This is a genomic window from Microcoleus sp. B9-D4 (assembly GCF_036705105.1).
Taxonomy (GTDB): Bacteria; Cyanobacteriota; Cyanobacteriia; order Cyanobacteriales; family Microcoleaceae; genus Microcoleus.
Window position 1 is genome coordinate 71,962 of the sequence record NZ_JAUBTS010000007.1, and the last position, 22,790, is coordinate 94,751.

The following is a 22,790-nucleotide window of genomic DNA, read 5'->3' on the forward strand; positions in this document are numbered from 1 at the left end:
AATGGAGCCATGCAAAATTGTTTTTATTGCTCCGATAAACTTCTCCGACACATCCAAGGTGGATCTATCCACTGGTTTTGTCGAAGTTGCTGGCAAAAAATGCCCGTTCCTACATCAAAAGCTGGACAAGCAAAAAGTTCTCTCTCTAGCTTTACATCGCTCATAAGTTTCTCACAATCTAAGCGTAGTTTAAAAAGTATAAGAACGTGATCATCCCTTAGCCAAGGTAAGTTTATGAATAAGAAGTTTTTGGTGTACAGCTTAGTCGGGTTACTTAGTAGTGGTGCTATTACTGGATTTGTCCTTATCAACAGCGAACAAGTTCAGTCATTACCTGCACCAAGAAATCCTCAACAACCCAGATCAGTCCGAGTCGATCAGCATTTTATCGAAATGATGATCCCTCATCACCAAGACGCGATCGCAATGGCTGATCTTGCTTTTAGTCGCGCCAAACGCCCAGAAGTTAAAAAATTAGCCCAAGCGATTAAAAAAGACCAAACTCGTGAAATTCAAGAGATGCGTAGCTGGTACAAACAGTGGTTCGGCAAAGAAGTCCCTGCACCTTCAATGAATGACATGGGCATGATGGGAGAGCACCACAACCAAGGGCAGGGCACAGGCTCAGGCATGATGGGTGAGGGCATGATGAGCATGAAAACTGACCTCGACGCGCTCAAGAAAGCCCCGGACTTTGACAAAGAATTTGTGCGACAAATGATTCCCCATCATCAAATGGCGGTGAAGATGGCGAAGATGGCATCTGAGCGTGCTTCTCATCCAGAAATCCGTACTTTGGCTCAGTCAATCATCACATCTCAGAGCGCTGAAATCGCACAGATGCAAGGATGGTAACAAGCCTGGAATCGCGAGTTGTTCTATTCACAAGGAGGTCTTTATGCACCAACATGGTTCATCAAATCAGTCCCAGCCCGATCGTCAGCCAACTCGTCTCAGCTTGCCAATTAAGGTTGTGCTGTATGTCTCGATCGGGATTATTGCGTACTTTTTGATTACAGAACATTGGGCGCATTTAGCGGGCTTTTTACCGTTCTCTTTACTGTTCATCTGTATATTCATGCACCTATTTATGCACGGAGCACATGGGGGACATGGAGGCGGTAACAGTGGCAATAGCCAATCTCGCTGAAGGAAATTATTCGGACTCTGTAAATAAATCTATTTCAAGGAGATCGAACCATGAGAGATATGAGTAACGTTCCTGCTTACGGACTGTGGGGATTAGTGATTATTAATTCCCTGATATTTATTATCTTTGCCTTTAGTTTCACCAAGCCGCGTAACCCAAGAGATTGGCGATCGTTCGGGGCGTTCTCAGCATTCATTGTGGCATTGTTCACAGAAATGTATGGGTTCCCCTTAACGCTTTACTTATTCTCAGGCTGGCTGCAAACCCGCTATCCAGGATTGAACATTTTTTCCCATGATGCTGGGCATCTGTGGTGGACATTCCTGGGGTGGAAAGGCGATCCTCATTGGAATCCGATTCACCTTCTGAGTAATGTACTAATTTTTGGTGGACTGATTTATTTAGGAAATGCTTGGGAAGTTCTCTACAAAGCTCAACGAAGTCATACATTGGCGGTTTCAGGGCCATATTCAACCATTCGCCATCCGCAGTATGTCGGCTTCATTGTCATCATGTTGGGCTTTTTGCTGGAATGGCCTACTCTCGTGACGTTGCTCATGTTCCCCATTTTGGTCGCGATGTATATCCGATTAGCTCACCAAGAAGAACGGGATGCCTTAGCAGAATTTGGTGAGGAGTATGCCCGTTATGCCGCACTGACACCTGCATTTGTCCCCTGGGGTCATCGCAACACTCAGAAAAAACTAGCTCATTCACAGGAGTCTCACCATGATCCATAGTATTCACCCGAACGAAGAAACCCGTATACGTAGTCATTCAGCGCTGAAGCTAAGTGTGCGATCGCTATTTCTTGCCACAGCGATTATTACAGGAATTGCTTATTTGATTTGCATTCTGTTTCTAACAGTGGCACCTGAGATAACGATGGGATTCTTTAGCTATGTTCTTCACGCTAATTTATCTGGTATTACCCGAAGCATTACCTGGGGAAGCTTTATTGTAGGTCTTGTGGTTTGGTCTGTGGGTACTGGTCTGTACGCTGCTTTCGTTGCTCGCCTCTACAATAAGCTTCCGGTGAGATAGAAAACAATGGTGTTCCTACCTTTTTTTGGGGACTAGGAACTGTGATTATCTTCGTGCAATTTTTTCCTTTTCAAAGCTGAGTGTTCATTTTAACAGGTAGAAAAATATGAGTGATCTAATTGTGATTGGCTTTCCTGATGAATTTAAGGCAGATGAAGTGTTGCTCGATCTCAGAAAAATGGAGCGGGAATATCTGATCGATCTAGAAGATGCAGCGATCGTGGTCAAAAAGAAAGATGGCAAAGTCAAGATTAAACAAACTCAAGAACTCGTCACCGGTGGCGCGTTAAGTGGCGGCTTCTGGGGACTGTTAATCGGCTTGATGTTTTTTGAACCCATACTGGGAATTTTGGGTGCAGCAGTGGGTGCGCTTTCCGGTGCCTTAACGGATATCGGCATTGATGATAATTTCATTCAAGAACTAGGCAACACGATCGAACCTGGAACCTCTGCCATTTTTGTTTTGGTGAGAAAGTCTACACCTGACAAGGTTTTGGACGACTTGAGCAAATTTGAGGGAAAAGTCCTACGAACTTCGTTATCTCACGAAGATGAGGCACAACTTCAGGCAGTTCTTACGAAAACCGAAGCAGGGTAAGTCGTAGCTCCAAGAAATCTCGAAGTTACCACTTATCATTCTGAAAGGAGATTCTATGTTTCACAAAATTCTAGTGGCGATCGATCAATCCGATCTGACCGATCATGTTGTTGAAATCGCGATCGCTCAGGCAAAAACGACCGGAGGCAGTTTGCTCCTGCTCCATATTATCCATATGCAGGAGAAAGGGTTTCCCCAGATCGAAGGACTTATCAGCGGAAGTTACAATCCTGAGTATTTTAATACAGAAGTACAGTTCTACGAACAGCATTGGAAAACCTACAAACAGATGGGCTTGAAGTTACTGCAAGCCTCTAGTGAACGGGCGATCGCAGCGGGTGTAGGTGCAGAATCTATGCAAAAAACTGGCGACTTTGTGGATAACCCCGGTGAAACCATCTGTGCGATCGCCCAAGACTGGGAAGCGGATCTGATCGTCATCGGGCATCGGGGACTGTCCGGTGTCAAAGAGTTAATTCAGGGGAGCGTCAGTAACTATGTGTTTCACCATGCACCCTGTTCTGTTTTGAGTGTGCAACATCCCATCACGATAAAAACTGAAAAAACTGAACCTACTCTCGCTCACACATAGGTCAGAGACTTACAGCAAATGGAAGAAAAATCGAATCAAGCCAACCTCATGTTGGTGCATATTATGTCACCCGGTGAGAAGGGTGTCCAGACATTAGCAGCAGCTACTAGCATTATTACTCCATATCAATGAGGTTTCACAATGGAATGGACGGTTGGATGGTGGCAGGTTTCAGTTCAACGAGTTTATCCAACAACTACACAACTGTCTCAAACCTATAACAAAGCTGCCATCTGGTGGCATCAACTTGTTCGTCTTCTGGGTTATCGTCATGCTTATCGAGAGCTATGGCGATCGCTAAAAAACGCTGATATTTTGCTTGACTGGCAAGATAACCTGAACATTTGTGATTGTGGTATTGGCACAGCGGACTTCAGTCTGGCATTTGCTCAAACTATTAATCCAACAATACAGATTACTGGAGTCGATGTCTCATCGGAGATGCTCAAAATAGCCGATCAACAACTCAGTCAGGCAAATATTCGTCATCAAATCTGTCAAAGTGATGTGAATACGTTGCCATTTGCAGACCATTCTTTTGATGGTGTCATGAGTGCCTATATGCTTGAACATTTACTGAATCCAGCACAGGGATTACAAGAAATGGTCAGAGTTTTGCGTCCGGGCGCACCATTAGTTCTTGTGGTGACTCGATCGGGACTACTCGGCTCACTCATTCAGTGGCATTGGGGCACTCGATGTTTCACCCAGGAAAAACTCTCAGCGCTGATACGTGAAGCCGGGTTAAATCGCGTTCAGTTTTTCTCGTTCCCAATAGGATTAGCTCGCTTCACCAGTATGGCTTGTATCGGCTTTAAGAAATCATGATATTTCTAAAAATCTGGTGTTTGGCGATCGCCTTTCCCCTGATCTATTTTATGCGGCTCAAATCTGTCAGTGAAACTATCCTTGAACTGGATGCAGGCTTCCTAATTATTATTAGCTTTGTGGTACTCGTACTCACCCAACAAGCATAAGTGTACAGATTACTGCCCGCACAGTGAAGCTGAACTGGTTGAAAAGTGGAGAAAAGCATTGCTGATTGTCCAAAACGTTTTTCTTGACTGAACCACACAAAAATAAGGATTTGACATTATGAAACTCCAATTAAAAGTTCCCAATATGACCTGTGGTGGTTGTGTAAACACCATTACTAAAGCGATTAGAACAGTCGATGCTAAAGCTACCGTTCAGGGCGATCCAAAAACCAAGATTGTATCAGTGGAAACTCAAGCCTCAGAAGCTGCAATCAAGGATGTAATTACGGCGGCTGGCTACCAAGTGGCTTAACAAAGTTCTGAAGGGACAAGACAAGCTTATTGACGTATTCAGAAATGAGAGCGATATGCCCATTAAAACCACTTACCAACATCCCCTAACCCGCCGAAACTTTCTTCGAGGGACTGGATTTGCAGGCGGACTTGTCATCGGAAGCGGAATTCACAGCCTGCTATCGAGTTGTTCGCCTCAATCTTCCACCACAGAAATGGCTCAGGGGAACACCGTAGCCCGTGGGCCGAATGCAAAATTTATTCCCGATATTGAAATCAACCTGAAGGCTGCACCGACAACGGTTCCAATCTTGCCGGGACAAATGACCCAAGTTTGGTCTTACGCAGCACAACTGGTCAAGGGCGACCCAAACAGCTTACAAACCATTCCCGATAGTTATTTAGGCCCCATTATTCGCGTTCGCAAAGGTCAGCGCGTGCGGGTCAACTTCCAAAATAACCTTCCTCAAGGGCAAGCCAGCATTGTGCATTGGCATGGATTGATTTTACCAGAGGAGATGGATGGACATCCTCGCTTTGCGATTCAGCCAGGACAGACCTATATCTACGAGTTTGAGGTGATTAATCGGGCAGGTATGAACTGGTTTCATCCTCATCCAGACGGGCTTACAGGGCAGCAAGCCTATGCTGGCTTGGCGGGGCTATTTATAGTGACGGATCAAGAAGAAGCGACCCTTAATCTACCCACCGGGGCTTATGAGATACCGATTGTGCTGCAAGATCGTACCTTAGATGCCAATAATCAACTCCTCTATCTCGGCAGCAAAATAGGTACCCCCCGTAATAGCAACATGGGTGGGATGCAACAGGATAACTCAGGTCAATCCAGCAATGACATGAGCAGCATGATGGGCTTTTTGGGTCAAAAGATATTCGTGAATGGTAAGCCCAACTTCACACTTTCTGCGGCGACACGAGTCTACCGCCTTCGCCTCTTAAATGGATCTAATTCACGTATCTACAAGCTTGCGTGGAGCAGTGGCGATCCACTGACCATCATTGGCACTGATGGTAGCTTACTGCCTCGACCTACCGAACGAAAGTATGTCATGTTAGCGCCAGGTGAGCGGATTGATGTTTGGGCAGATTTCAGTAAGTTGAAAGTTGGTACAGAAGTATCTCTAAATAGTCTGGCTTTTTCAGGAGCAGAAAATGTAGGAGGTAGCAGCATGAGCGGCATGATGAGTTCTGACAATGCCCCGGAACTTGGTTCAGCGATGATGCTATTCAACGTCAAGATTGAGCGCAAAGAAAAAGAAACTCTGCGACTCCCCACTCAACTAGCAGCCCTACCACTATTGCGTCCAGAAGATGCCGTTAATGCCACCCAGCCACGACCTATTGAGCTTTCTCTCAAAGGTATGAAATGGGTGATTAATGGGCAGCCCTTTGAAATGAATACTGCATTACCGCAAGAAACCGTAAAGCTAAATTCGATCGAACAGTGGGAGATTATCAATAAACTCAACCCCGGAGCCATGATGGATGCGAAGGGGATGGCGCACCCTATCCATCTACACGGCGTGCAGTTTCAAGTTATTAGTCGGGAAGTGCTGCCAGAACTTGCCGCAGGATGGCAAACTGTCAAGGATGGCTATGTAGACGAGGGCTTGAAGGATACTGTAATGGTAATGCCGGGTGAGCGAGTGAAGCTGCTCATGAAATTTGAGAAATACAGCGGCTTATATACATACCACTGTCATACCTTAGAGCACGAAGACGCTGGCATGATGAGAAATTATCGAGTCAAGGAATAATCAGGCATCTATCAGGCTAGTTAACCCGCTGTAATTGGTTCTAACTTCAATTTCAAAGCCTTTCACTGGATGTCTAATTCTGAGGCTACAGGCGCTACAGCGATCTTGTAAAGATGTTTATTGTTCGAGGGACTCTCTTATGAAACCGGATTACCTGATTATCGGCAGTGGTTTATCAGCATTGACCTTTGGTGCTTTGATGGCAAACTCCGGCAAGACTGTGCAAATCCTCGAAGCTCACGAGCATCCAGGGGGATTTGGGCATACGTTTACAATGGCTAAAAAGTATACATTCAATGCTCAATTTCACTACGTCTGGAACTGTGGTGAAGGGCAAACTGTCAATCAAGTGCTCAAAAAACTGGGCTTGGATAAGGAAGTAACTTTTGAACGTTATGACCCGGACGGCTTTGACCATATGCGAATGCCAGGGTATGCGATTGATATTCCGTCAGAGCCAGAAGAACTGATCCAGCGATTATCGGCTCTATTTCCGGCACATGGCGATCGCATTCGCCAATTCGTTAACGAAGTAGAAAAGACTGGCGTAGGCTTGAAAATAATTGCTCCTCCAATTAAGCCGATTAAATTACTCAAACACCCAAGTGAAGCATTATGTGCTTTCCAGCATCTCAACAGCACACTTCAAGATGTATTTGACAAGTTTCAGCTACCCCAAGCCGCTCAAACCCTATTGGCTCTGCAATGGCTTGATTTTTTATTACCTCCAAATCAACTCTCGTTTTATGCTTGGGTGGCATTGTTCCGAGGCTATCAAGCAGGTGCATTTTACCCAACCCAGCATTTTGAGGATGTGATTAATTCCTTAGTCAAGGTGATTGAATCACATGGGGGAGAGGTGTTGCTAAACCATGAAATCACGAATTTTAGAGTCACAGACAGAACGGTTACGGGAGTTCAGGCAATGGATCTCACCAATAATCAAACCTCCGAATTTACGGGTGATACGGTGATTTGCAATATTGACCCTCAAAGAGCCGCCAAGATGATCGGTGAGGAAAAGTTCTCCAAAACTGTGCGTCGAAAACTTAACTATGAATATTCGGCATCTAACTACATGGCGTATTGCGTCGTCAAGGATATCGACCTGCGAGACTATGGATTTGGCAAGTGGAACCTCGCCCATAGCGGGCATCAAGACCTGAATGAATCCTTCGCACAGATGTACGATCGCCATGACTTTTCTAATCCTAGTTTTGCGATCACAACGCCTACTTTACTGACGGAAGCGAGTCGAGATTGCCCAGAAGATTGCCAAATTGTGGAATTTCTCACAGTTGCCAATTACGGCTATTTCAAGCAATTGCGGGAGAGCGATCGCAAAGCTTACAACCAGAAGAAGCAAGAAATCTTGGATTCCATCCTGGATGTTGTGGAAAAACACTATGTGCCGAACTTTAGAAAGCACATGGTCTTCCATATTACGGGCAGCCCGACCACCAATGAACGCTTTTGCTGGTGTCCCAGTGGGAATTCTTACGGCTCCATTCTGACACCGCGCAATGTGGGTCTAGGGCGACTGAATCATGAAACCTCACTCAAGCAGTTCTATTTCTGTAATGCCTCATCTGGCTATCCAGGCTTTGCTGGCACAGTTTGGACGGGAGCATTGCTCTATCAACGATTATCGGGCGACGTGCTTTTAGACGACTAAACAGATGATGTCTACGACGAACTACGCCTACGCGCATTATCCATTTCATAAACTTAGAGGTCAATTATGAGAATCGCTGTTATTGGTGGCGGAGCTAGCGGCATGGCTACAGCCTACCTGCTTGATAAAGAAGGGCATCATGTCACCGTGTTTGAGCGGCAGCCCATGTTAGGAGGGCACATTCGGACATTGAACAAGAACGTGCAGCCGAACCAGTCCGATTGCGATGAAATTTTGGAAAGTGGAGTGCTCGAATTCCCGACTGTCTTTTACAACTTCATCGCGCTGATGCAAGAACTAGGGGTAGAACTAGAACCCGTCGATATTGGTTCAGCCATGTTTCTTAAAGATGGCAGCCACTTTCTATCGGCAGTCACGATCGAGAAGAACTTTGTAGGTGTCCACGGGCTGATCGAACAGTTACGCCTCGATACCATCTATGCCCGTTCTGCGGGATTATGGCTGAGAACGAAATTTGCTAACTTGCAAAATTTGTCCAATCGTCCGCTGTCGGAATATTTGCCAGGCTCCGGTAGCCGCGATACCTGGCTAAAGTTGTTGGTTATGTATAGCTATTCAATCCCATTTGAACTGATTGATGATTTTCCAGCAGAGTTGGCGATTCCGATGTTACGCGACTATCTCGCAGTCAACTGGGTCAGGGTTAAGGGCGGCGTGTATGCTTACATTGAAAAAATCCTGGAACGCTTTAAGGGTGAGATTTTGCTGAATGTAGAGATTGACCGTATTTCCAGAAGCTCGGATGCTGTGAAAATTGTGCGCTCGACGGGTGAAATTCAGGAGTTTGATAAAGTCGTGTTTGCTACGCCCCCTGACCAGGTGATGGCGCTGTTAGCTGACCCGACCGACGCTGAAACTAAACAGTTTTCCGGCTGGAAAGCCCACTATGCAACGACCTTAGTTCATAGAGATATTTCCATGTACGCCCGACATGGCGTTACACAACCCTCAGAATTTGATTTCTTCCAAAAGCCAGACAGTCGCTGGGGCTATAACGCCTGCCTAAATCAGCTTTGCGGTATCTCGTCGCCACAGCATAATTTTTTATCGTTCCAACTAGAGGAGTTGATTGCACCCGATCGCATCATTCACACTCAGGAACATCACACCCCACTCTACACCACGGAGTCGTTCCGCTATCGGGATGAAGTAGTTGCCACCAATGGCGAGAACAATACCTACCATGCGGGAGCCTACCTTGGCGATGGCTTGCATGAAGGAGCGATCGCTTCTGCCTTTCGAGTCGCTCAACTGATTGGGTCAAGCCTTGAGTCAGCTCCTTGACCCAAAACAAGGAACTAAATTTTTATTGAAGTGAGTAACTATGCGTTTCTCAATTCTGCCGACTCCTGCCAATTCTGAACTTTCGATCGCACAAGTCCGGGCGGCTCATCAGGCAGAGCTAGACGCGATCGCGCATTATTGTCGCCTAACGAGTTACCTTGCGGCGGCTCAAAATGCGCTCGATCTAAATGTTGATCTTTATGGCTCGCTCGATTGGGCATATCGAGAGATGGCCTTGCTTAATCAGGGTATGAAAAAATAACTTTAAAATCGAGAAGCTTTGTGATACTGGTTTCTATGATTTGCATATTTAGCCTTTCATACCGTAAATCAGCAACGCCCGATTAAAAAGTTTCTTTTTTCCAGAAAGTTGAAGTTGAGTCAGGACTTCAGGCCAATTCGAGGCGTGTGGCTCCAGTTCAGACCGATCGCATCCGACTCAACATCACTCAACACTTTTGCTTCCATCCCGTACAAATCATTCAGCACCGCCTTGACGTTCGGAAACGCAAAATACTCTGTCAGCTTGCCAATGCGATAATTAAAAGCTTTGTACCGGTGCTTGAAGTACAGCTCCACATTCCCCCGGTGTTCCCACAGTCCCAGCAAATTGACGGTCACATCCGAGTAATGCGCTTTCACATCCCGCTGCACTTCCGCGATGCGTTCCTCGATCGATCGAGTTGTTACCCCAATTTTATAGAAGCAGCTTTCGTCAGCTTTTACCTCAAGGAAGTAGAGCGAGTTCACCAGAATCCGACGAAGCTGTGCTCGATAAATCAGCAAATCAGCCCGCCGTTCATCCAAACAAGATAAACCCGCAGCTTCAGCAATCTCTACAGAGCCTTCCAACGAAGCCAGCTCCGACAGCAGCAAAGGTTCCTGGACTTTGTTGAACAGCGCCAGGGGAAGCGCGCCAACGGGGATTTTACCCAAGTCGGTAAAGTGATAAGTGCGATCGCCCGACGACTCCACCAATCCTTTGAGTTCCCACCGAAAGTTTACCAAGTCTTTGGGAATGGCGTAATTTTGTGCGCCGTACTCTTTCCACAGCACTTTCAATTGCTCTAATTCCTCACCTTTAAGTCGCACGTTGAAGTTATCGTAGAGGGGAAGCGATGGAAACGCTTTGGTTTTAATCCGCTGCGAAACGGGCTTGCAAGTTTCCCCGGTGTGCGCGAAGTGATGTTCTTTCACGGAACCCTTTTTCGCTGTGAGGGAGCCTCCGCAGTAGAGGCAAGCGAGGTTAGTTTTTCCGCGCACAACCTCATCAATGCTCGCCAGTTCTCCGCTGGGAGCAACACCAAATTTAAGCCACATAGTCAAAAGTTCTCCTAAAAGCAGGTTTTCGTAGATGCACCTGCTCCACACGATCGAGAATTGTAACAAATCCAGGGGTGAGAACTTCTGGCGGGCGTGAGTAAAGCGATCAGCACTCGATGCTGTTGATGCGTGACTTTAATCCTTGCATCCACCAAAATCTAAAATCTAAAATCTAAAATCTAAAATTGCTCGTCACCAATCGGGAATTTCTTCAGTCCGAGGCTGATAGGTATTGTGAGAGTTGCTCTCTCGCTAACGGCACAGCGGGCAATTCATGCTCTAATCCGCTACTTGGTTCAAGACGGGACTGGACAAAATTAGCCCGTTCCTTCGCTGACCGTCATACAGCGCGATCGCACAAATTTGTCTGGTAAGCACGATTATGCTTTGCTTCGGCTGCTGTGGGGTAATGCTTTGAGACGAAACAACCGGGGCCGCCACCAACAAGACGTTACCGAAATGCTTGCCTCTATGTTTTGAATGTTTTTACTGGCTTGGATCAGTAATTCGTTGATTAGAGCTTGTTTTTGCCTGCGAGCAAGTCCTAGATTTTGCGGCATTGGCGACGATAGAGTATTGGCTGTCAGTGGTTTTACGTTTGAGGTGGCTAGAGAAGTTCTAAAAACTCTCCAGGAGAAGTATCCGGGGCTTTTGAGCGATCGGGAGCCAAACCGGTTAATTTTTGTCAAGGAGTCGCAGGCAGGAGATTATAAGCTGGTAGAGTTCGATGTGGAAAATTAGTAGCTGCTTGGGCTGAGGGTAAGTTTGTAGTACCGGTGTGGTTAGATGTGATTTATGGGCGGTTGCGTGAGAGAGTGAAGGTGTAAAGTGCGATCGCTTAAACTGGTAGAGTTTGATTGGGAGAGTGCGATCGCATCCTTAGATGAAGGTAAAGCTGTGATTCCTGTGTGGTTGGATGTTATTTATCAGAGGTTAATTAGTAGAGTGGGTGATTAATACTAAAGTCGCACGATATTGTATATTGTGATCATCACTTGCTTTTAATGAAAGTGTGTTGACTCTAAATAAACTTCTATGAACTCTATTTAAATATTATTGCAACAGTGAATAATATCCTTCTACTCTTGAAGAAAATCAATCAATATCATAACAAGGTGATGGTTGAAATGCGAAATTATACATACTTTAATGCAGCGTAAAAAACGGAATGTCACAGTCTGGACTACTTGAACTAGCACATAAAAACCTTCACTGGCCGACTCCACAACAAATTTTGGAGCCATCTGGTGCTGGACCTAGTATTTATGCACGAAAGGCTAAGGAAAAATTAGGAAGGACTATAAGCAGACTTCCAGATGGTGATGGTGTACAAATAGGAGTGCTGGCCGCAAATCCTCAAGGTGACTCAACAGAAGCCCCCATTGCTTTGGTGTGCGATTTTCCTAGAGAAGTATCAGAGGACACACTGAGAAAAACTTATAGACTTGCTTGGAGTTTTTCTCGTACACCATCATTAATCACAATAGAACCTAACCGATTAAGAATTTGGACGTGCTACGAAGAACCACCAAAAGCAGAAGATGCTATCAAGCCAGTAATTCATGTTTCCAGACAGGAACTTGAATTATTGAATCAGCCTTCTCTTTCTGCTCAAGCTGCTCAAACTTTGCGTTTACACTGGGCTGATTTATTATCAGGTCAATTTTTCCAAGAACATAGCGAACGATTTAAACGAAGCCAGGCTGCTGACCAAATGCTATTGAAAAACCTGAAAAGTGTTCGGGAGAGACTTCAAGAAGAACAACTTGACGATAACACTATTCATGATTTACTAGCAAGAATTATATTTATTCAATTCCTTTTTGATCGCCAAGATTCTGAAGGAGATCCCACTCTAAATACAAACTTACTGGATTATTTATATAGAATTGAAGAATTATCAGTTAAATATTCTAGCTTGCCTCACATACTAACAAATCATAGGGATAGTTATAAATTTTTCCGTTGGCTCAATGGTAAGTTTAATGGTGATTTATTCCCAGGTAAAGCATCTACAGCAGAAGAACGTGAAGCTGAATGGAAAACAGAAGAAAACAAAGTTAAAAAAACTCACTTAAATATACTTGCTTATTTTGTCAGTGGTCGTGTAGACATTGAAAGTGGACAAATGAGTCTATGGCCCTACTATCACTTTGACGTTATACCTTTAGATTTTATTAGCAGTATATATGAAGAATTTGTGAGTAAAGAATCTGGTAAAGGAGTTCATTACACACCAGAACATATAGTTGATTTTGTACTAGATGGTGTTTTACCTTGGGATAGTCAAGAATGGGATATTAAGATTCTTGATCCTGCTTGTGGTTCAGGAATTTTTCTGGTTAAAGCATTCCAGCGCTTAATTTATAGATGGGAACAAGCTCATCTTAATAGGACAATTCAGCCAAGTGATTTAAAGTCTTTACTAGAAAATAGTTTATTCGGAGTTGATGTAGATGCTCAAGCGGTAAGAGTAGCATCTTTTAGTCTTTATTTAACCATGCTTGATAAAGTTGAACCTCAATACTATTGGGAAAATGAGTTTCGCTTTCCAAGATTGCGTGAATGCCAATTAGTTACTGCTGATTTTTTTGAAGAAAATAAAGAAGGTTTTCGTTCTGTCCAAGATGCTGGTAAATATGATTTAGTTATTGGTAATGCACCGTGGGGTAAAAATTCTGAAAAGAAATCTTTATACATAGATTCTTGGAAAAAAAATCACACTCAATGGACTACTAGCACTTATGGTAATATTGGGCTTTTCTTTTTACCAAAAGCTGCTGCTTTGACAAAGGAAAGTGGACAAATATCAATGATACAGCCTGCTATGCCACTGCTTTTTAATCAAAGTGGCCCTGCTAGGGAATTCCGTAACACTCTCTTTTCAGAGTTCAAAATTGAAGAGATAGTTAACTTGTCTGCATTACGTTTTGGAATTTTCAAAGATGCTATTTCTCCAGCTTGTATTATCACAATGTCAGTCACACCTCCTGACGGTGAGCCTTTGACATACATTTGTCCTAAGCCAGTAATGACTAATGAAGATGACTATCATATAGTAATTGAGCCACATGATATTAATACAATTGACCCACAAGAGGCAATCGCAAACCCATTAGTTTGGACAGCTTTAATGTGGGGAGGGAGACGTGATCTCTCCTTGGTAAGAAGATTGAATCAAGAATTAAGTATTGAAAAGCTTAAAGCTCGTGGCATTGCTGAAACCCGTCAAGGGGTAACAAAAGGTAATAGAAAAAAATTGCAAGATAATTTAAGAAATAAACGAATTCTGAGAGAAATTGATTTCCTGGACAAAAGTTTTCTCTACCTAAATGCGGAACAACTTCCTATTAATGATGATCCATATATTGACTCCGGTACAGGTTTGAGTAGCCTATCTGCATTTCAACTGCCACAAATGATTTTAAAGCTCAGTTGGCAGAAAAAGAGCGCCAGATTCCGTTCAGTAATAATTGATACTGATAATACAAATGAAGGAATTATCTGCTCTAAAAGTTATGTAAGCATACATATTCCTGAAAAGCATATTTCACAATTGAATGCTGCTTGTCTAGCATACAACAGTAAGTTAGCTGTCTACTATCTACTACTTTCTAGTGGTCGTTTTGCCTCTTATATCCCAGAAGTTAATGTAGATGATTTACTGCGTGTGCCAATACCTGAATTATCGGTAGGAGAATTGCATAATATAAAAACAGTTGAGGATATAGATGAGCGCATACGACAAGCTTTTGAATTTAAAGATAGTGAATGGGTGCTAATTAATGATCTATTCAATTATACTCTGCAAGACTTTCAAGGAGATAGTGCTTCTCCAGGAAGACAAAGAACCCTTCGTAGAAATAATAGTCAATCTCAAAATAATAGTGAACCTGAACTTACAGCATACTGCGAGTATTTTTTGCGAGTTATTAAAGCAGGATTTGGACAAGATAAACAAGTTTGCGCCACCATATTTCAGGAAATAACTAACACTCTTCTTCCTATTCGTTTAGTTGCCATTTATCTTAATAGACCTGACTGTGAAGGAGTACATATCGAACCTATTGATTCCCCTGATTTACTGGAACTATTGCAGAAATTAAATCAGTTGTATCTGAAGAGAGGAAATATAGAAGACGGTAGCATCTTTTATCAGCGAGTTGCCAGGATTTATGATTCTGTCGAATTGAGTGGGGTGAAAATTCCTACTATTTATTTGATCAAACCTGACAAAATTCGTTATTGGACTCGCTCTATGGCTTTAAGAGATGCTGATCAAGTAGCAGCAGATATTATGACTTAGATATATAGTCATATTAATTAACTAATTGAAACGCAAAATTATTAGTGGTATAGGAGTTAAATTATGGTTAAAAGACGGCAGACAATTTCAGAATTAAGATGGCCAGATACAGATGAATTCATGGCCATTTCCAAGCACTGGTGTGAAACGGCATCAACTAATATACTTACTTTCGTGTGGGAAGGATATGATTTATTAGTAAAGGAGGTATTATCAGAAATTGATTGTAGTCAAGCTAAAGATGACATTGAACGAGACATCACTCAATTGCTTGAGCCAGAAATTCGCAAAGTTATGACAGGGGATGAGCCATATTATGTTCAACATGGTTCTTATGAAAGGGAGACTCGTCAACCTGCGCCAGCACAACCAAAAGAGTATGACATTGCATTTATTCTTAGTGCTAATAGAAGGATTATATGGCCTTTAGAAGCTAAAGTATTAAAAACAGATGGGGATGTAGGAGAATATATAAAAGAAATAAATGAAAATTTTATCCCCTGCCTATATGCACCCTTTTCTTATCAAGGAGGAATGCTGGGCTATCTTTTTTCCGGTGATTCAAACAAAGCTTTTACGAATATTGCAACCAAAGTACCATGTACATTAAGCGATCATCCAAATTTTCTAAACCGTGACCACAAAACCTCAGATCACCAAAGGATAGTTCCCGCCGAAAAAGAAAAATCATATCCTGCGGAATTTTGCTGTCACCATTTACTATTAAAAATAATTGCTTCAGTTCCTACTAATACATCTTCAGTATAGATCCAAAACTCGCAATTACTTCATCAGTATCTATACTAGATTAACTAAGTTTAGCTTGTAAAGTAATTGCAAAACAGCTTCATCTAAATTGGCAGATTTATCCTCAGCATTACTAAATATTTATTCTTTTAATATTTCTCTAGGCTTCTGATACTTTGCCCTCTCAGCAAATGTCATAAAACACCTCGGACACCACCCATCAACCCACAATGCTGGAATCTTAAACCTCGCCACACAGTGGGGACATTCTGACAGCAAGCGTAACTGATGCCGTAGCTTGCGGGGCGGAACGCCATCGCACCCCTGCATCCTTTTAAACTGCTAGATGAATTATTTTCTATTCTTGAAGAAGTTTCTACACGGGCTGCTGCATAAGGCACAGCAGTAAAACCTGGGGCGTTACAAATAATCTGGGTTGAAGCCCAATTGTGATGGTACTGAAACCTGGCTTTTGGTGTTAAGGAACGCGGGAAGTGGCAGTTTTCCTCGCTCTTGAATGTTTAAACCGAAGACAGCCAGCGTTCTTCTTGCCAGTATCGAGAATAACCGCCGTTGCTAAAACCAACACCCACCGGATTTTTAGTATCGCAGTCTAAAAAAGTGTACGTCCAAGTTCACCCCCACCCTGCCACTTTTCCTGAGTCGGAGCAAAAACGCGCCACAGTCCAATCCCTCCACCGCCCACAAGGAGCAACACGAGCAATAACCAAGGGGACGATCGCCGACAAGAAGCAGACTCTGAATGGATTTGAAGATTGGTGTTTGAAGAAGGTTGTAATTCCGATGATTCCAGAGTTTACTCATGATTTATCGCCAAGGAGTTTTGCTATCAGCCACCAGTAGTTAGCTGATAGCAAAATGTTTATAAATCAAGCATTTGAAACAAAAATCTGTTTCTCGGCTTCAGAAACAAAAAATGCGAGTATAACTATTCCACCTTTACCCAAAAATCAGCCGTGACAATTTGACCATTACGATTGAACTGCCCCCAAAGCTTATATTTTCCTGGTTGGGGGAAACTGGTCATAAAGTGAACCTCCCCTGCTGGAGTATCTTTCAAGGCATGAGCATGAATATAGTCGGCTTTTGTCAACGGTGATGACTGCTTGAGGATAACTAAGTGTCCTCTTTCCCCTAAATAGGGCTGTAAATCCTTCAGCGGTTGGTTGCTACTAGCATCTTGCAAATTGAAAATTAAGTTAACTCCTTGTCCAGCTTTTATTTGACGTTGAGAAAACGTGAGGTTAGCCTTAGTATTTCCCGAAGTTTTGGTGGTAGCCATGTCAACTTTGGACAGAGCTAAAGCTTGACCCGGAACTTGCATTTTTAAGACAGAAACTTGTTCTGATTTTTCGGCTGGTTTGTAATCACTGAACAACGTGTAACCACCTGAGCCGGGAAAATCCGTTTGAACTTCAAAGCGTCCATTTCCTTTATAGGTGGGGTGAATATGATTGAAATATTGGAGGTCATCGCTAACGACAATCAGGTGCATTAATTGTTCTTGGAATTTATCAAAATCAGCAATAGACTTTCCCTCTTTGTTTTGGACTTCAATTACCAAAGGTACGGGAGTTTTGGGCGCGATATTGGAGGGAACTGTCAGCTTAGCGATAGCATTCGCAGGTTCGGCATCTGAATGTCCCGAATGACCACCATCATGATGTTGTTCTCCAGCGTCATGGGTTTTGGAATCCTCCATATTATGACCCTCATGAAGATTTTTATTAGCTCCTGATGTCTGGGAATTATCCATTACATGACCCTCATGAGAACTTGTATTTGCCACTTGTGAGGCAGAAGAAGTTGATGTTTCGCCAGATTTCGTGCTTGAGGGTGAGGAGCAAGCTTGAGCTAGGATGAGAGTTGAAGTGATAGCAATTGCAGTTAAAAATGGGTTCATTGTTTTCTCCAGTTAGTAAACTTGAGGTTGTCGATTTATCAGGGGTTCAGACTTTGCTGTTCTCGTTTGGAGTTTTTAGTTAAGGGCATTCTTGTAAATGAATCCTCTAAACTACTGATAAACTCCAGAGTTAAGATGAATATTTAGGATTGGCGGCTAGCCAAAAGCTAACCGCTGGCAGGAAAAAAAACTAAAAGGTTTACACGGATGGATAGCCAGCCGCAGCTATTGCTTCTTTGATTGCTGTTTCGGAGGCTTGAGTTTCTATGCTGACAAGTTTGGTTTTTGGATTGGCTTGAACCGAGGCAGTAGAATCAAGTGTTTGAATAACTTTGGTGATAGCATTCACGCAAGCAGAACAAGCCAGTTTAGGAACAGTTAGTTGCAGTACCATAGCCTTCAATTTCTAATCGATGGTGATTGATGGGTGAACTTTGTTGAGTAAATCAATCGTGAACTTACTCAACCTACTAATAACAGCTTAAATTCTCTATTCGACTGGAGAGTCAAGGGGGTAGCGAAAAAATATTGACAAATTTTTCCAGAATAAATCGACATATAAGTAGGTAGGCGGGAAAAATTATCTTTATGTAACGAAAAGCCTAGTGTAGTGATTGGATTTAAATTTAACACGTTGGGTACGGTAGTTTTTTCTTTCTCCTCTATCTAACTTCTACTCCCTGAATTACGGCGTAGGCAAGCTCTAGCTCATTGTCAAATATTTGCCCTGCTAATTCATCTTTTTTAATGTGTTGCAACTCTAATATTTAGGCAGGCAGAAAATATATAAACCCTGATTTTTTCACTTTGACCATAACTGTTGGACTTGCCTTAATCAGTGTATGGGGCCGTTGTCTTGAGCGATATTATTTTTTGATAAAAAACCAGTGTGTCAACTTCTATAACCTCCGTTGACACACCGATCGAAACAATTAAGTTATAGAAGAATTTACTTTTTTTGAATCAGAGGACAAATGATGGAATCAACCTTTTCTAGTAAGGTGGGCGAACCTGAAAGTAATCCTTCCAACTCTAGTTTGAGGATAAGTAGTTGCTGCATTTGTAGATCGATAGCGAGCAGTTTATCTTGCAACTGGACTTTGATGTGTTCACAAGGCAACTCTCCCCCATCGTGAACCGTCAATAATTCTTGAATCTCGGCTAAAGTTAATCCCAAAGTTTGGGCGCGTTTAATAAACCTTAGCCGAGTCAAAATATCAGAATTAAATAATCTATATTTCCCTTCGGTTCTGCCTGATGCCTTGATTAAACCGAGTTCCTCATAGTAGCGAATGGTTTTGATCGGTACGCCGCTTTCCTTCGCAACTAAACCAATGAGTTTTTGCTTTTCTTGAACTAACATACTCATTTCCTCTACTGAATCCAACTCTAAGCTTATGATAAACTATCCAGTGGGATGGAGAGTCAAGAGGGGCTAGAAATTTTTTTGAATGCCTGAGTGGCGATCGCCTGAATGTCGCAACTTTGGGTAGCAGTAGGCGTTTGGACAAACCATTCGAGCGATCGCACTTGGTTGACGGTCAGTTATTTAAGGCTTGAGCAGCCATTTCATCTGGGTCAGAGACGTTAGCGGCTTGCACTTCTATGGTACCGCGAAACATATTCATGCCACAACTAAAAGTGTGGTTTCCTACGTCTTCGGGAGTGAATTCAATGGTTGTTACTTGATTCAAAGACAAATCGGTAGCAATGCCAAAATCGGGAATCAGCACTTTCGCTAAACAAGCACTAGAAGTTTCACGTAAAAAGTGGAGTTGAACGGGTTTACCTGCTTTAACTACCAGATGATTGGGCGTGTAGCCTTTGTTAACAATGATACTCACTTTCTGGATGCCCTGGTCAACAGTTGGATTGATTTGCATAGCTTCAGCGTCAATTATTGTTTCAGGCTGATGTGTTGACATGGATGAATTGAACTGGGATTCTGTTAGTGTTTGAGGTTCCTCGAACCCCGTTGATTCAAGTTGTGGGTCTTCGGTGGCGATAATTTCGCCTCGAAACATATTCATGCCACAGCTAAAGACATAACTGCCAGCTTTTTTAGGTGTGAATTCAACAGAGGTTACTTGATTCAGATGCAAATCTGCTGCAATATGAAAATCTGGAATTAAGACTTGTTCCAAACAACTGCTAGGATCTTGGCGGTGAAAGTTAAGACGCACGGGTTGTCCAGCTTGCACAACAATGCGGCTGGGTTCATAGCCACCATCAACGGTGACGGTTACTTCTTGAATTCCTCCACTGGCTGTAACTGCTTTCTGAGATTTGGGTTTGCTAAGGAGAAACCACCAAAGTTCTAAACTAATTAACCCGATTCCAGCCAAAGTAACTAAAATCTTGTTACTTAAGGGTTGTTCAATGCGCTGAAACTGACTTTTTTGCTGTGTTTGAGTTTGGTGTGTTTCATGGGTATTTTGCGCTATTCCTTCACCAGATAACATTCCTAGTACAACCCCCAGACTAGCAATAGTACCGATAATTGTTGTTTTGCCGATCATTTGAAAACCTCCTAAAAAATACACAAGATTATGGGAGTAAGAGCGGGTTTTGAACAAAGGTATTTAGTGAATTTCCTTCGTGATTGACTAAACCCGCGCTATCGTTCGATGTTTCATTCATCAGAGTGCAAAAATAGGCTACGTTAACACTCCAAAAATTGAACCGGAAATTACCCCAAGCAGAAATCCAAATCCTGCTAATGTTCCTAGAAATGTAAGTTGCTTGTTCATCATTATTCCCTCTTAAGCACGAATCAAATTAGCCAACATTTTTGGGTCGAAAGTTACGGAGACGCAACGCATTTGTTACTACAGAAACGGAACTAAATGCCATTGCTGCCCCGGCAATAATTGGATTGAGGAGCCATCCAAAAATCGGGAAAAGAATTCCGGCGGCGATCGGAATGCCTGCCACATTGTAGACAAAGGCAAAAAACAGATTTTGTTTGATGTTTTGGATCGTAGCGCGAGACAGTTGGATGGCAGTAACAATGCCTTGTAAGTCACCAGAAATTAGAGTGATATCGCTAGCTGCGATCGCGACATCTGTTCCTGTGCCAATTGCCATGCCTACGTCAGCTTGAGCAAGTGCAGGTGCATCATTGATTCCATCCCCCACCATTGCGACAATTTTTCCCTCTGCCTGAAGATTTTCGATTTGAGCGACTTTTTGATCGGGACGAACTTCTGCAATAACTCGTTTGATGCCGACTTCCTGCGCTATGACTTCTGCCGTGCGACGGTTATCACCTGTTAGCATTACCACTTCTAATCCCATCTTTTGTAAAGTGCGAATTGCGACAACAGAAGATGGTTTTACGGCATCGGCAATGCCCATAATTCCTTCTACTTTGCCATTTATGGCAATCCAGATAACCGTCTTACCGAGATATTCCAATCGATCCCACGGTGGCTGCAAACTACTGGTATCAATTCCCAATTCGTTCATCCAACGATGAGTTCCAATTTGCACCGATTGATTGGATACATACCCTTGCACACCACTGCCTGCGTGAGCCTCGAACTCCCGTGAATCCGTCAACTCCACTCCTTGAGATTGGGCATATTGCACCACCGCTTCTGCCAGAGGATGTTCTGAATTCCGTTCGACGGATGCAGCGAGGCGCAGAAGTTTTAGCTCGTTACCATTGGCGGTACCATTAACCGTTATAAAGTCCGTTACAGTGGGTTTACCTTGGGTAATCGTGCCTGTTTTGTCTAAAACAACAGTTTGCAGTTTGTGCGCCAGTTCTAAACTATCTGCACCTTTAATCAAAATTCCGTTTTCTGCCCCTTTACCTGTACCCACCATGATCGAGGTTGGCGTGGCTAAGCCAAGCGCACAGGGACAAGCAATAATCAGCACGCCCACGGTGGTAATCAATGCCATTGTGACGTTGCCCATGATGTTGTACCAAATGATGAAGGTAGCGATCGCAATGGCAATCACAACAGGGACAAACCATCCCGTAACGCGATCGGCTAATCGCTGAATCGGTGCCTTGGAGCCTTGCGCTTGCTGCACCAGTTTAACGATTTGCGCCAAAAACGTATCTTTACCCACTCGTGTGGCTCGGAATTTGAAGCTTCCAGTCTTGTTAATAGTCGCTCCAATCACTTCATCACCAGGCTGCTTTTTCACGGGTACACTTTCACCCGTCACCATTGCCTCATCAATCGTTGAGGAGCCATCAATAATCTCGCCATCCACGGGAATCTTTTCACCCGGACGAACTAGAATGACATCTTCCAACACTACCTCAGCGATGGGAATGTCCACTTCTCGTCCATTACGAATTACCCGCGCCGTTTTTGCCTGCAAACCCATAAGAGAACGAATTGCTTCTGAGGTTTGTCCCTTAGCGCGGTTTTCCAACAGTCGTCCTAGCAAGAGCAATGCAATAATTACAGATGCCGCTTCAAAGTACACATCTGGTTTAAGACCCTGACTGATAAACCACTGGGGAGAGAAGGTGGGAAATAGAGAATAGAGGTAAGCTGCCCCTGTCCCGATCGCTACTAGCGTATCCATTGTCGCGGTATGACGCTTCAAGGCTTTCCAGGCATTGATGTAGAAAGACCTACCCGCCCAAAACAATACTGGAGTAGTGAGTACAAGTTGTAGCCAGGGATGGTGCAGCCACATGGGAATCAAGGGAATAGGCAATCCCGTCATCGCAGGCAGCGAGCCAATCACGATAACGGCGCTGATAATACCGCTAACCCACACCTTGCGGGTCAAGTCCTGATTTTCACTTTGCCGCGCCTGCCGTTCTGCATCATCTTCTGGGGCAAGTACATCATCTTGCATCGGCAGAGCAGAATATCCAGCCGCATCCACGGCATCCTGAATCGCTGCTACATCAGTTTGGCTGGGATTATAGGTAACGCTGGCTTGTTCAGCTCCAAAATTAACATTGCACGTCTCAACTCCCGGAACTGAGCGGATTGCCTCTTCGATGTTACTTGCACAAGAGGCACAACTCATGCCTCGCAGTTTCATAGTGGCGTTTTCCATACAAAATCTCCTTATTTTCATCCTTAAAATGGGTCTGAGA

Annotated in this window: 26 protein-coding genes; 18 read left to right on the forward strand and 8 right to left on the reverse strand. The window is 43.5% G+C overall.

The window, feature by feature from the left end; all coding sequences use genetic code 11:
- Window positions 1-23: 23 nt before the first annotated feature.
- Window positions 24-164, reverse strand: a complete 141-nt coding sequence (locus QUB24_RS06345; RefSeq protein WP_333151717.1) for a hypothetical protein — start codon at window positions 162-164, stop codon at window positions 24-26.
- A 70-nt stretch (window positions 165-234) separates the two neighbouring features.
- Between QUB24_RS06345 and QUB24_RS06350 the strand changes: the two genes are divergently transcribed.
- The 13 genes from QUB24_RS06350 to QUB24_RS06405 all read left to right on the forward strand — a co-directional run bounded on the left by QUB24_RS06350 (window position 235) and on the right by QUB24_RS06405 (window position 9,675).
- Window positions 235-855: a DUF305 domain-containing protein gene (locus QUB24_RS06350; protein ID WP_333142791.1), complete on the forward strand. Its 621-nt coding sequence runs from the start codon at window positions 235-237 to the stop codon at window positions 853-855.
- A gap of 43 nt (window positions 856-898) precedes the next feature.
- The gene (locus QUB24_RS06355; protein WP_333142790.1) at window positions 899-1,150 is read left to right on the forward strand and encodes a DUF2933 domain-containing protein; all 252 of its coding nucleotides are present in this window, start codon (window positions 899-901) and stop codon (window positions 1,148-1,150) included.
- Between the two features lie 50 nt (window positions 1,151-1,200).
- Window positions 1,201-1,890 carry an isoprenylcysteine carboxylmethyltransferase family protein gene (locus QUB24_RS06360; protein ID WP_333142789.1) on the forward strand — a complete coding sequence of 230 codons (690 nt, stop codon included), beginning with the start codon at window positions 1,201-1,203 and terminating at the stop codon, window positions 1,888-1,890.
- Window positions 1,880-2,194, forward strand: a complete 315-nt coding sequence (locus QUB24_RS33555) for a DUF5676 family membrane protein (RefSeq protein ID WP_445251356.1) — start codon at window positions 1,880-1,882, stop codon at window positions 2,192-2,194. The genes QUB24_RS06360 and QUB24_RS33555 overlap by 11 nt, the downstream gene beginning before the upstream one ends.
- A gap of 106 nt (window positions 2,195-2,300) precedes the next feature.
- On the forward strand, window positions 2,301-2,792 hold the full coding sequence (locus QUB24_RS06365; protein ID WP_333142788.1) for a DUF1269 domain-containing protein: 492 nt from the start codon (window positions 2,301-2,303) through the stop codon (window positions 2,790-2,792).
- 55 nt (window positions 2,793-2,847) lie between these two features.
- Window positions 2,848-3,384, forward strand: a complete 537-nt coding sequence (locus QUB24_RS06370) for a universal stress protein (RefSeq protein WP_333142787.1) — start codon at window positions 2,848-2,850, stop codon at window positions 3,382-3,384.
- 141 nt (window positions 3,385-3,525) lie between these two features.
- Window positions 3,526-4,212 carry a methyltransferase domain-containing protein gene (locus tag QUB24_RS06375; RefSeq protein WP_333142786.1) on the forward strand — a complete coding sequence of 229 codons (687 nt, stop codon included), beginning with the start codon at window positions 3,526-3,528 and terminating at the stop codon, window positions 4,210-4,212.
- Window positions 4,209-4,361 carry a hypothetical protein gene (locus QUB24_RS06380; protein WP_333142785.1) on the forward strand — a complete coding sequence of 51 codons (153 nt, stop codon included), beginning with the start codon at window positions 4,209-4,211 and terminating at the stop codon, window positions 4,359-4,361. The genes QUB24_RS06375 and QUB24_RS06380 overlap by 4 nt, the downstream gene beginning before the upstream one ends.
- A 118-nt stretch (window positions 4,362-4,479) precedes the next feature.
- Complete coding sequence (locus QUB24_RS06385; protein ID WP_333142784.1) at window positions 4,480-4,674, forward strand: heavy-metal-associated domain-containing protein; 195 nt, start codon at window positions 4,480-4,482, stop codon at window positions 4,672-4,674.
- Between the two features lie 55 nt (window positions 4,675-4,729).
- Window positions 4,730-6,433, forward strand: a complete 1,704-nt coding sequence (locus QUB24_RS06390) for a multicopper oxidase domain-containing protein (RefSeq protein WP_333142783.1) — start codon at window positions 4,730-4,732, stop codon at window positions 6,431-6,433.
- Window positions 6,434-6,572: 139 nt separating this feature from the next.
- A complete protein-coding gene (locus QUB24_RS06395) occupies window positions 6,573-8,108 on the forward strand; it encodes an NAD(P)/FAD-dependent oxidoreductase (RefSeq protein ID WP_333142782.1) in 1,536 nt (511 codons plus the stop codon).
- A 66-nt stretch (window positions 8,109-8,174) separates the two neighbouring features.
- Window positions 8,175-9,413: an FAD-dependent oxidoreductase gene (locus tag QUB24_RS06400; protein WP_333142781.1), complete on the forward strand. Its 1,239-nt coding sequence runs from the start codon at window positions 8,175-8,177 to the stop codon at window positions 9,411-9,413.
- Between the two features lie 40 nt (window positions 9,414-9,453).
- The gene (locus tag QUB24_RS06405; protein WP_333142780.1) at window positions 9,454-9,675 is read left to right on the forward strand and encodes a hypothetical protein; all 222 of its coding nucleotides are present in this window, start codon (window positions 9,454-9,456) and stop codon (window positions 9,673-9,675) included.
- Between the two features lie 119 nt (window positions 9,676-9,794).
- Here the strand turns inward: QUB24_RS06405 and QUB24_RS06410 are convergent, their stop codons facing one another.
- On the reverse strand, window positions 9,795-10,733 hold the full coding sequence (locus tag QUB24_RS06410) for a GIY-YIG nuclease family protein (RefSeq protein ID WP_333142779.1): 939 nt from the start codon (window positions 10,731-10,733) through the stop codon (window positions 9,795-9,797).
- A 579-nt stretch (window positions 10,734-11,312) separates the two neighbouring features.
- Here QUB24_RS06410 and QUB24_RS06415 point away from each other — a divergent pair.
- From QUB24_RS06415 to QUB24_RS06430, 4 genes are all read left to right on the forward strand, one after another.
- Entirely contained in the window at window positions 11,313-11,477 is a 165-nt protein-coding gene (locus QUB24_RS06415; protein ID WP_333151719.1) for a hypothetical protein, read from the forward strand.
- A gap of 87 nt (window positions 11,478-11,564) precedes the next feature.
- Entirely contained in the window at window positions 11,565-11,693 is a 129-nt protein-coding gene (locus tag QUB24_RS06420) for a hypothetical protein (RefSeq protein ID WP_333151721.1), read from the forward strand.
- 211 nt (window positions 11,694-11,904) lie between these two features.
- Complete coding sequence (locus tag QUB24_RS06425; RefSeq protein ID WP_333151723.1) at window positions 11,905-15,042, forward strand: Eco57I restriction-modification methylase domain-containing protein; 3,138 nt, start codon at window positions 11,905-11,907, stop codon at window positions 15,040-15,042.
- Window positions 15,043-15,105: 63 nt separating this feature from the next.
- A complete protein-coding gene (locus tag QUB24_RS06430) occupies window positions 15,106-15,810 on the forward strand; it encodes a hypothetical protein (protein WP_333151725.1) in 705 nt (234 codons plus the stop codon).
- Window positions 15,811-15,983: 173 nt separating this feature from the next.
- On the opposite strand, the gene QUB24_RS06435 is transcribed toward QUB24_RS06430, so the two are convergent.
- Window positions 15,984-16,190, reverse strand: coding sequence for a hypothetical protein (locus QUB24_RS06435; protein ID WP_333151727.1), 207 nt, complete (start codon window positions 16,188-16,190; stop codon window positions 15,984-15,986).
- 172 nt (window positions 16,191-16,362) lie between these two features.
- Here QUB24_RS06435 and QUB24_RS06440 point away from each other — a divergent pair, with 172 nt between their 5' ends.
- Complete coding sequence (locus tag QUB24_RS06440) at window positions 16,363-16,653, forward strand: hypothetical protein (RefSeq protein WP_333151729.1); 291 nt, start codon at window positions 16,363-16,365, stop codon at window positions 16,651-16,653.
- Between the two features lie 85 nt (window positions 16,654-16,738).
- On the opposite strand, the gene QUB24_RS06445 is transcribed toward QUB24_RS06440, so the two are convergent.
- The 5 genes from QUB24_RS06445 to QUB24_RS06465 all read right to left on the reverse strand — a co-directional run bounded on the left by QUB24_RS06445 (window position 16,739) and on the right by QUB24_RS06465 (window position 22,750).
- A complete protein-coding gene (locus QUB24_RS06445) occupies window positions 16,739-17,713 on the reverse strand; it encodes a hypothetical protein (protein ID WP_333151731.1) in 975 nt (324 codons plus the stop codon).
- A 199-nt stretch (window positions 17,714-17,912) separates the two neighbouring features.
- A complete protein-coding gene (locus QUB24_RS06450) occupies window positions 17,913-18,107 on the reverse strand; it encodes a heavy-metal-associated domain-containing protein (protein ID WP_015211780.1) in 195 nt (64 codons plus the stop codon).
- A gap of 555 nt (window positions 18,108-18,662) precedes the next feature.
- Entirely contained in the window at window positions 18,663-19,076 is a 414-nt protein-coding gene (locus QUB24_RS06455; RefSeq protein WP_333151733.1) for a heavy metal-responsive transcriptional regulator, read from the reverse strand.
- 178 nt (window positions 19,077-19,254) lie between these two features.
- Window positions 19,255-20,232, reverse strand: coding sequence for a cupredoxin domain-containing protein (locus QUB24_RS06460; RefSeq protein WP_333151735.1), 978 nt, complete (start codon window positions 20,230-20,232; stop codon window positions 19,255-19,257).
- A gap of 259 nt (window positions 20,233-20,491) precedes the next feature.
- Window positions 20,492-22,750 (reverse strand): heavy metal translocating P-type ATPase, encoded by a 2,259-nt coding sequence (locus tag QUB24_RS06465; protein ID WP_333151737.1) that lies wholly within the window; start codon window positions 22,748-22,750, stop codon window positions 20,492-20,494.
- Window positions 22,751-22,790: the final 40 nt, after the last annotated feature.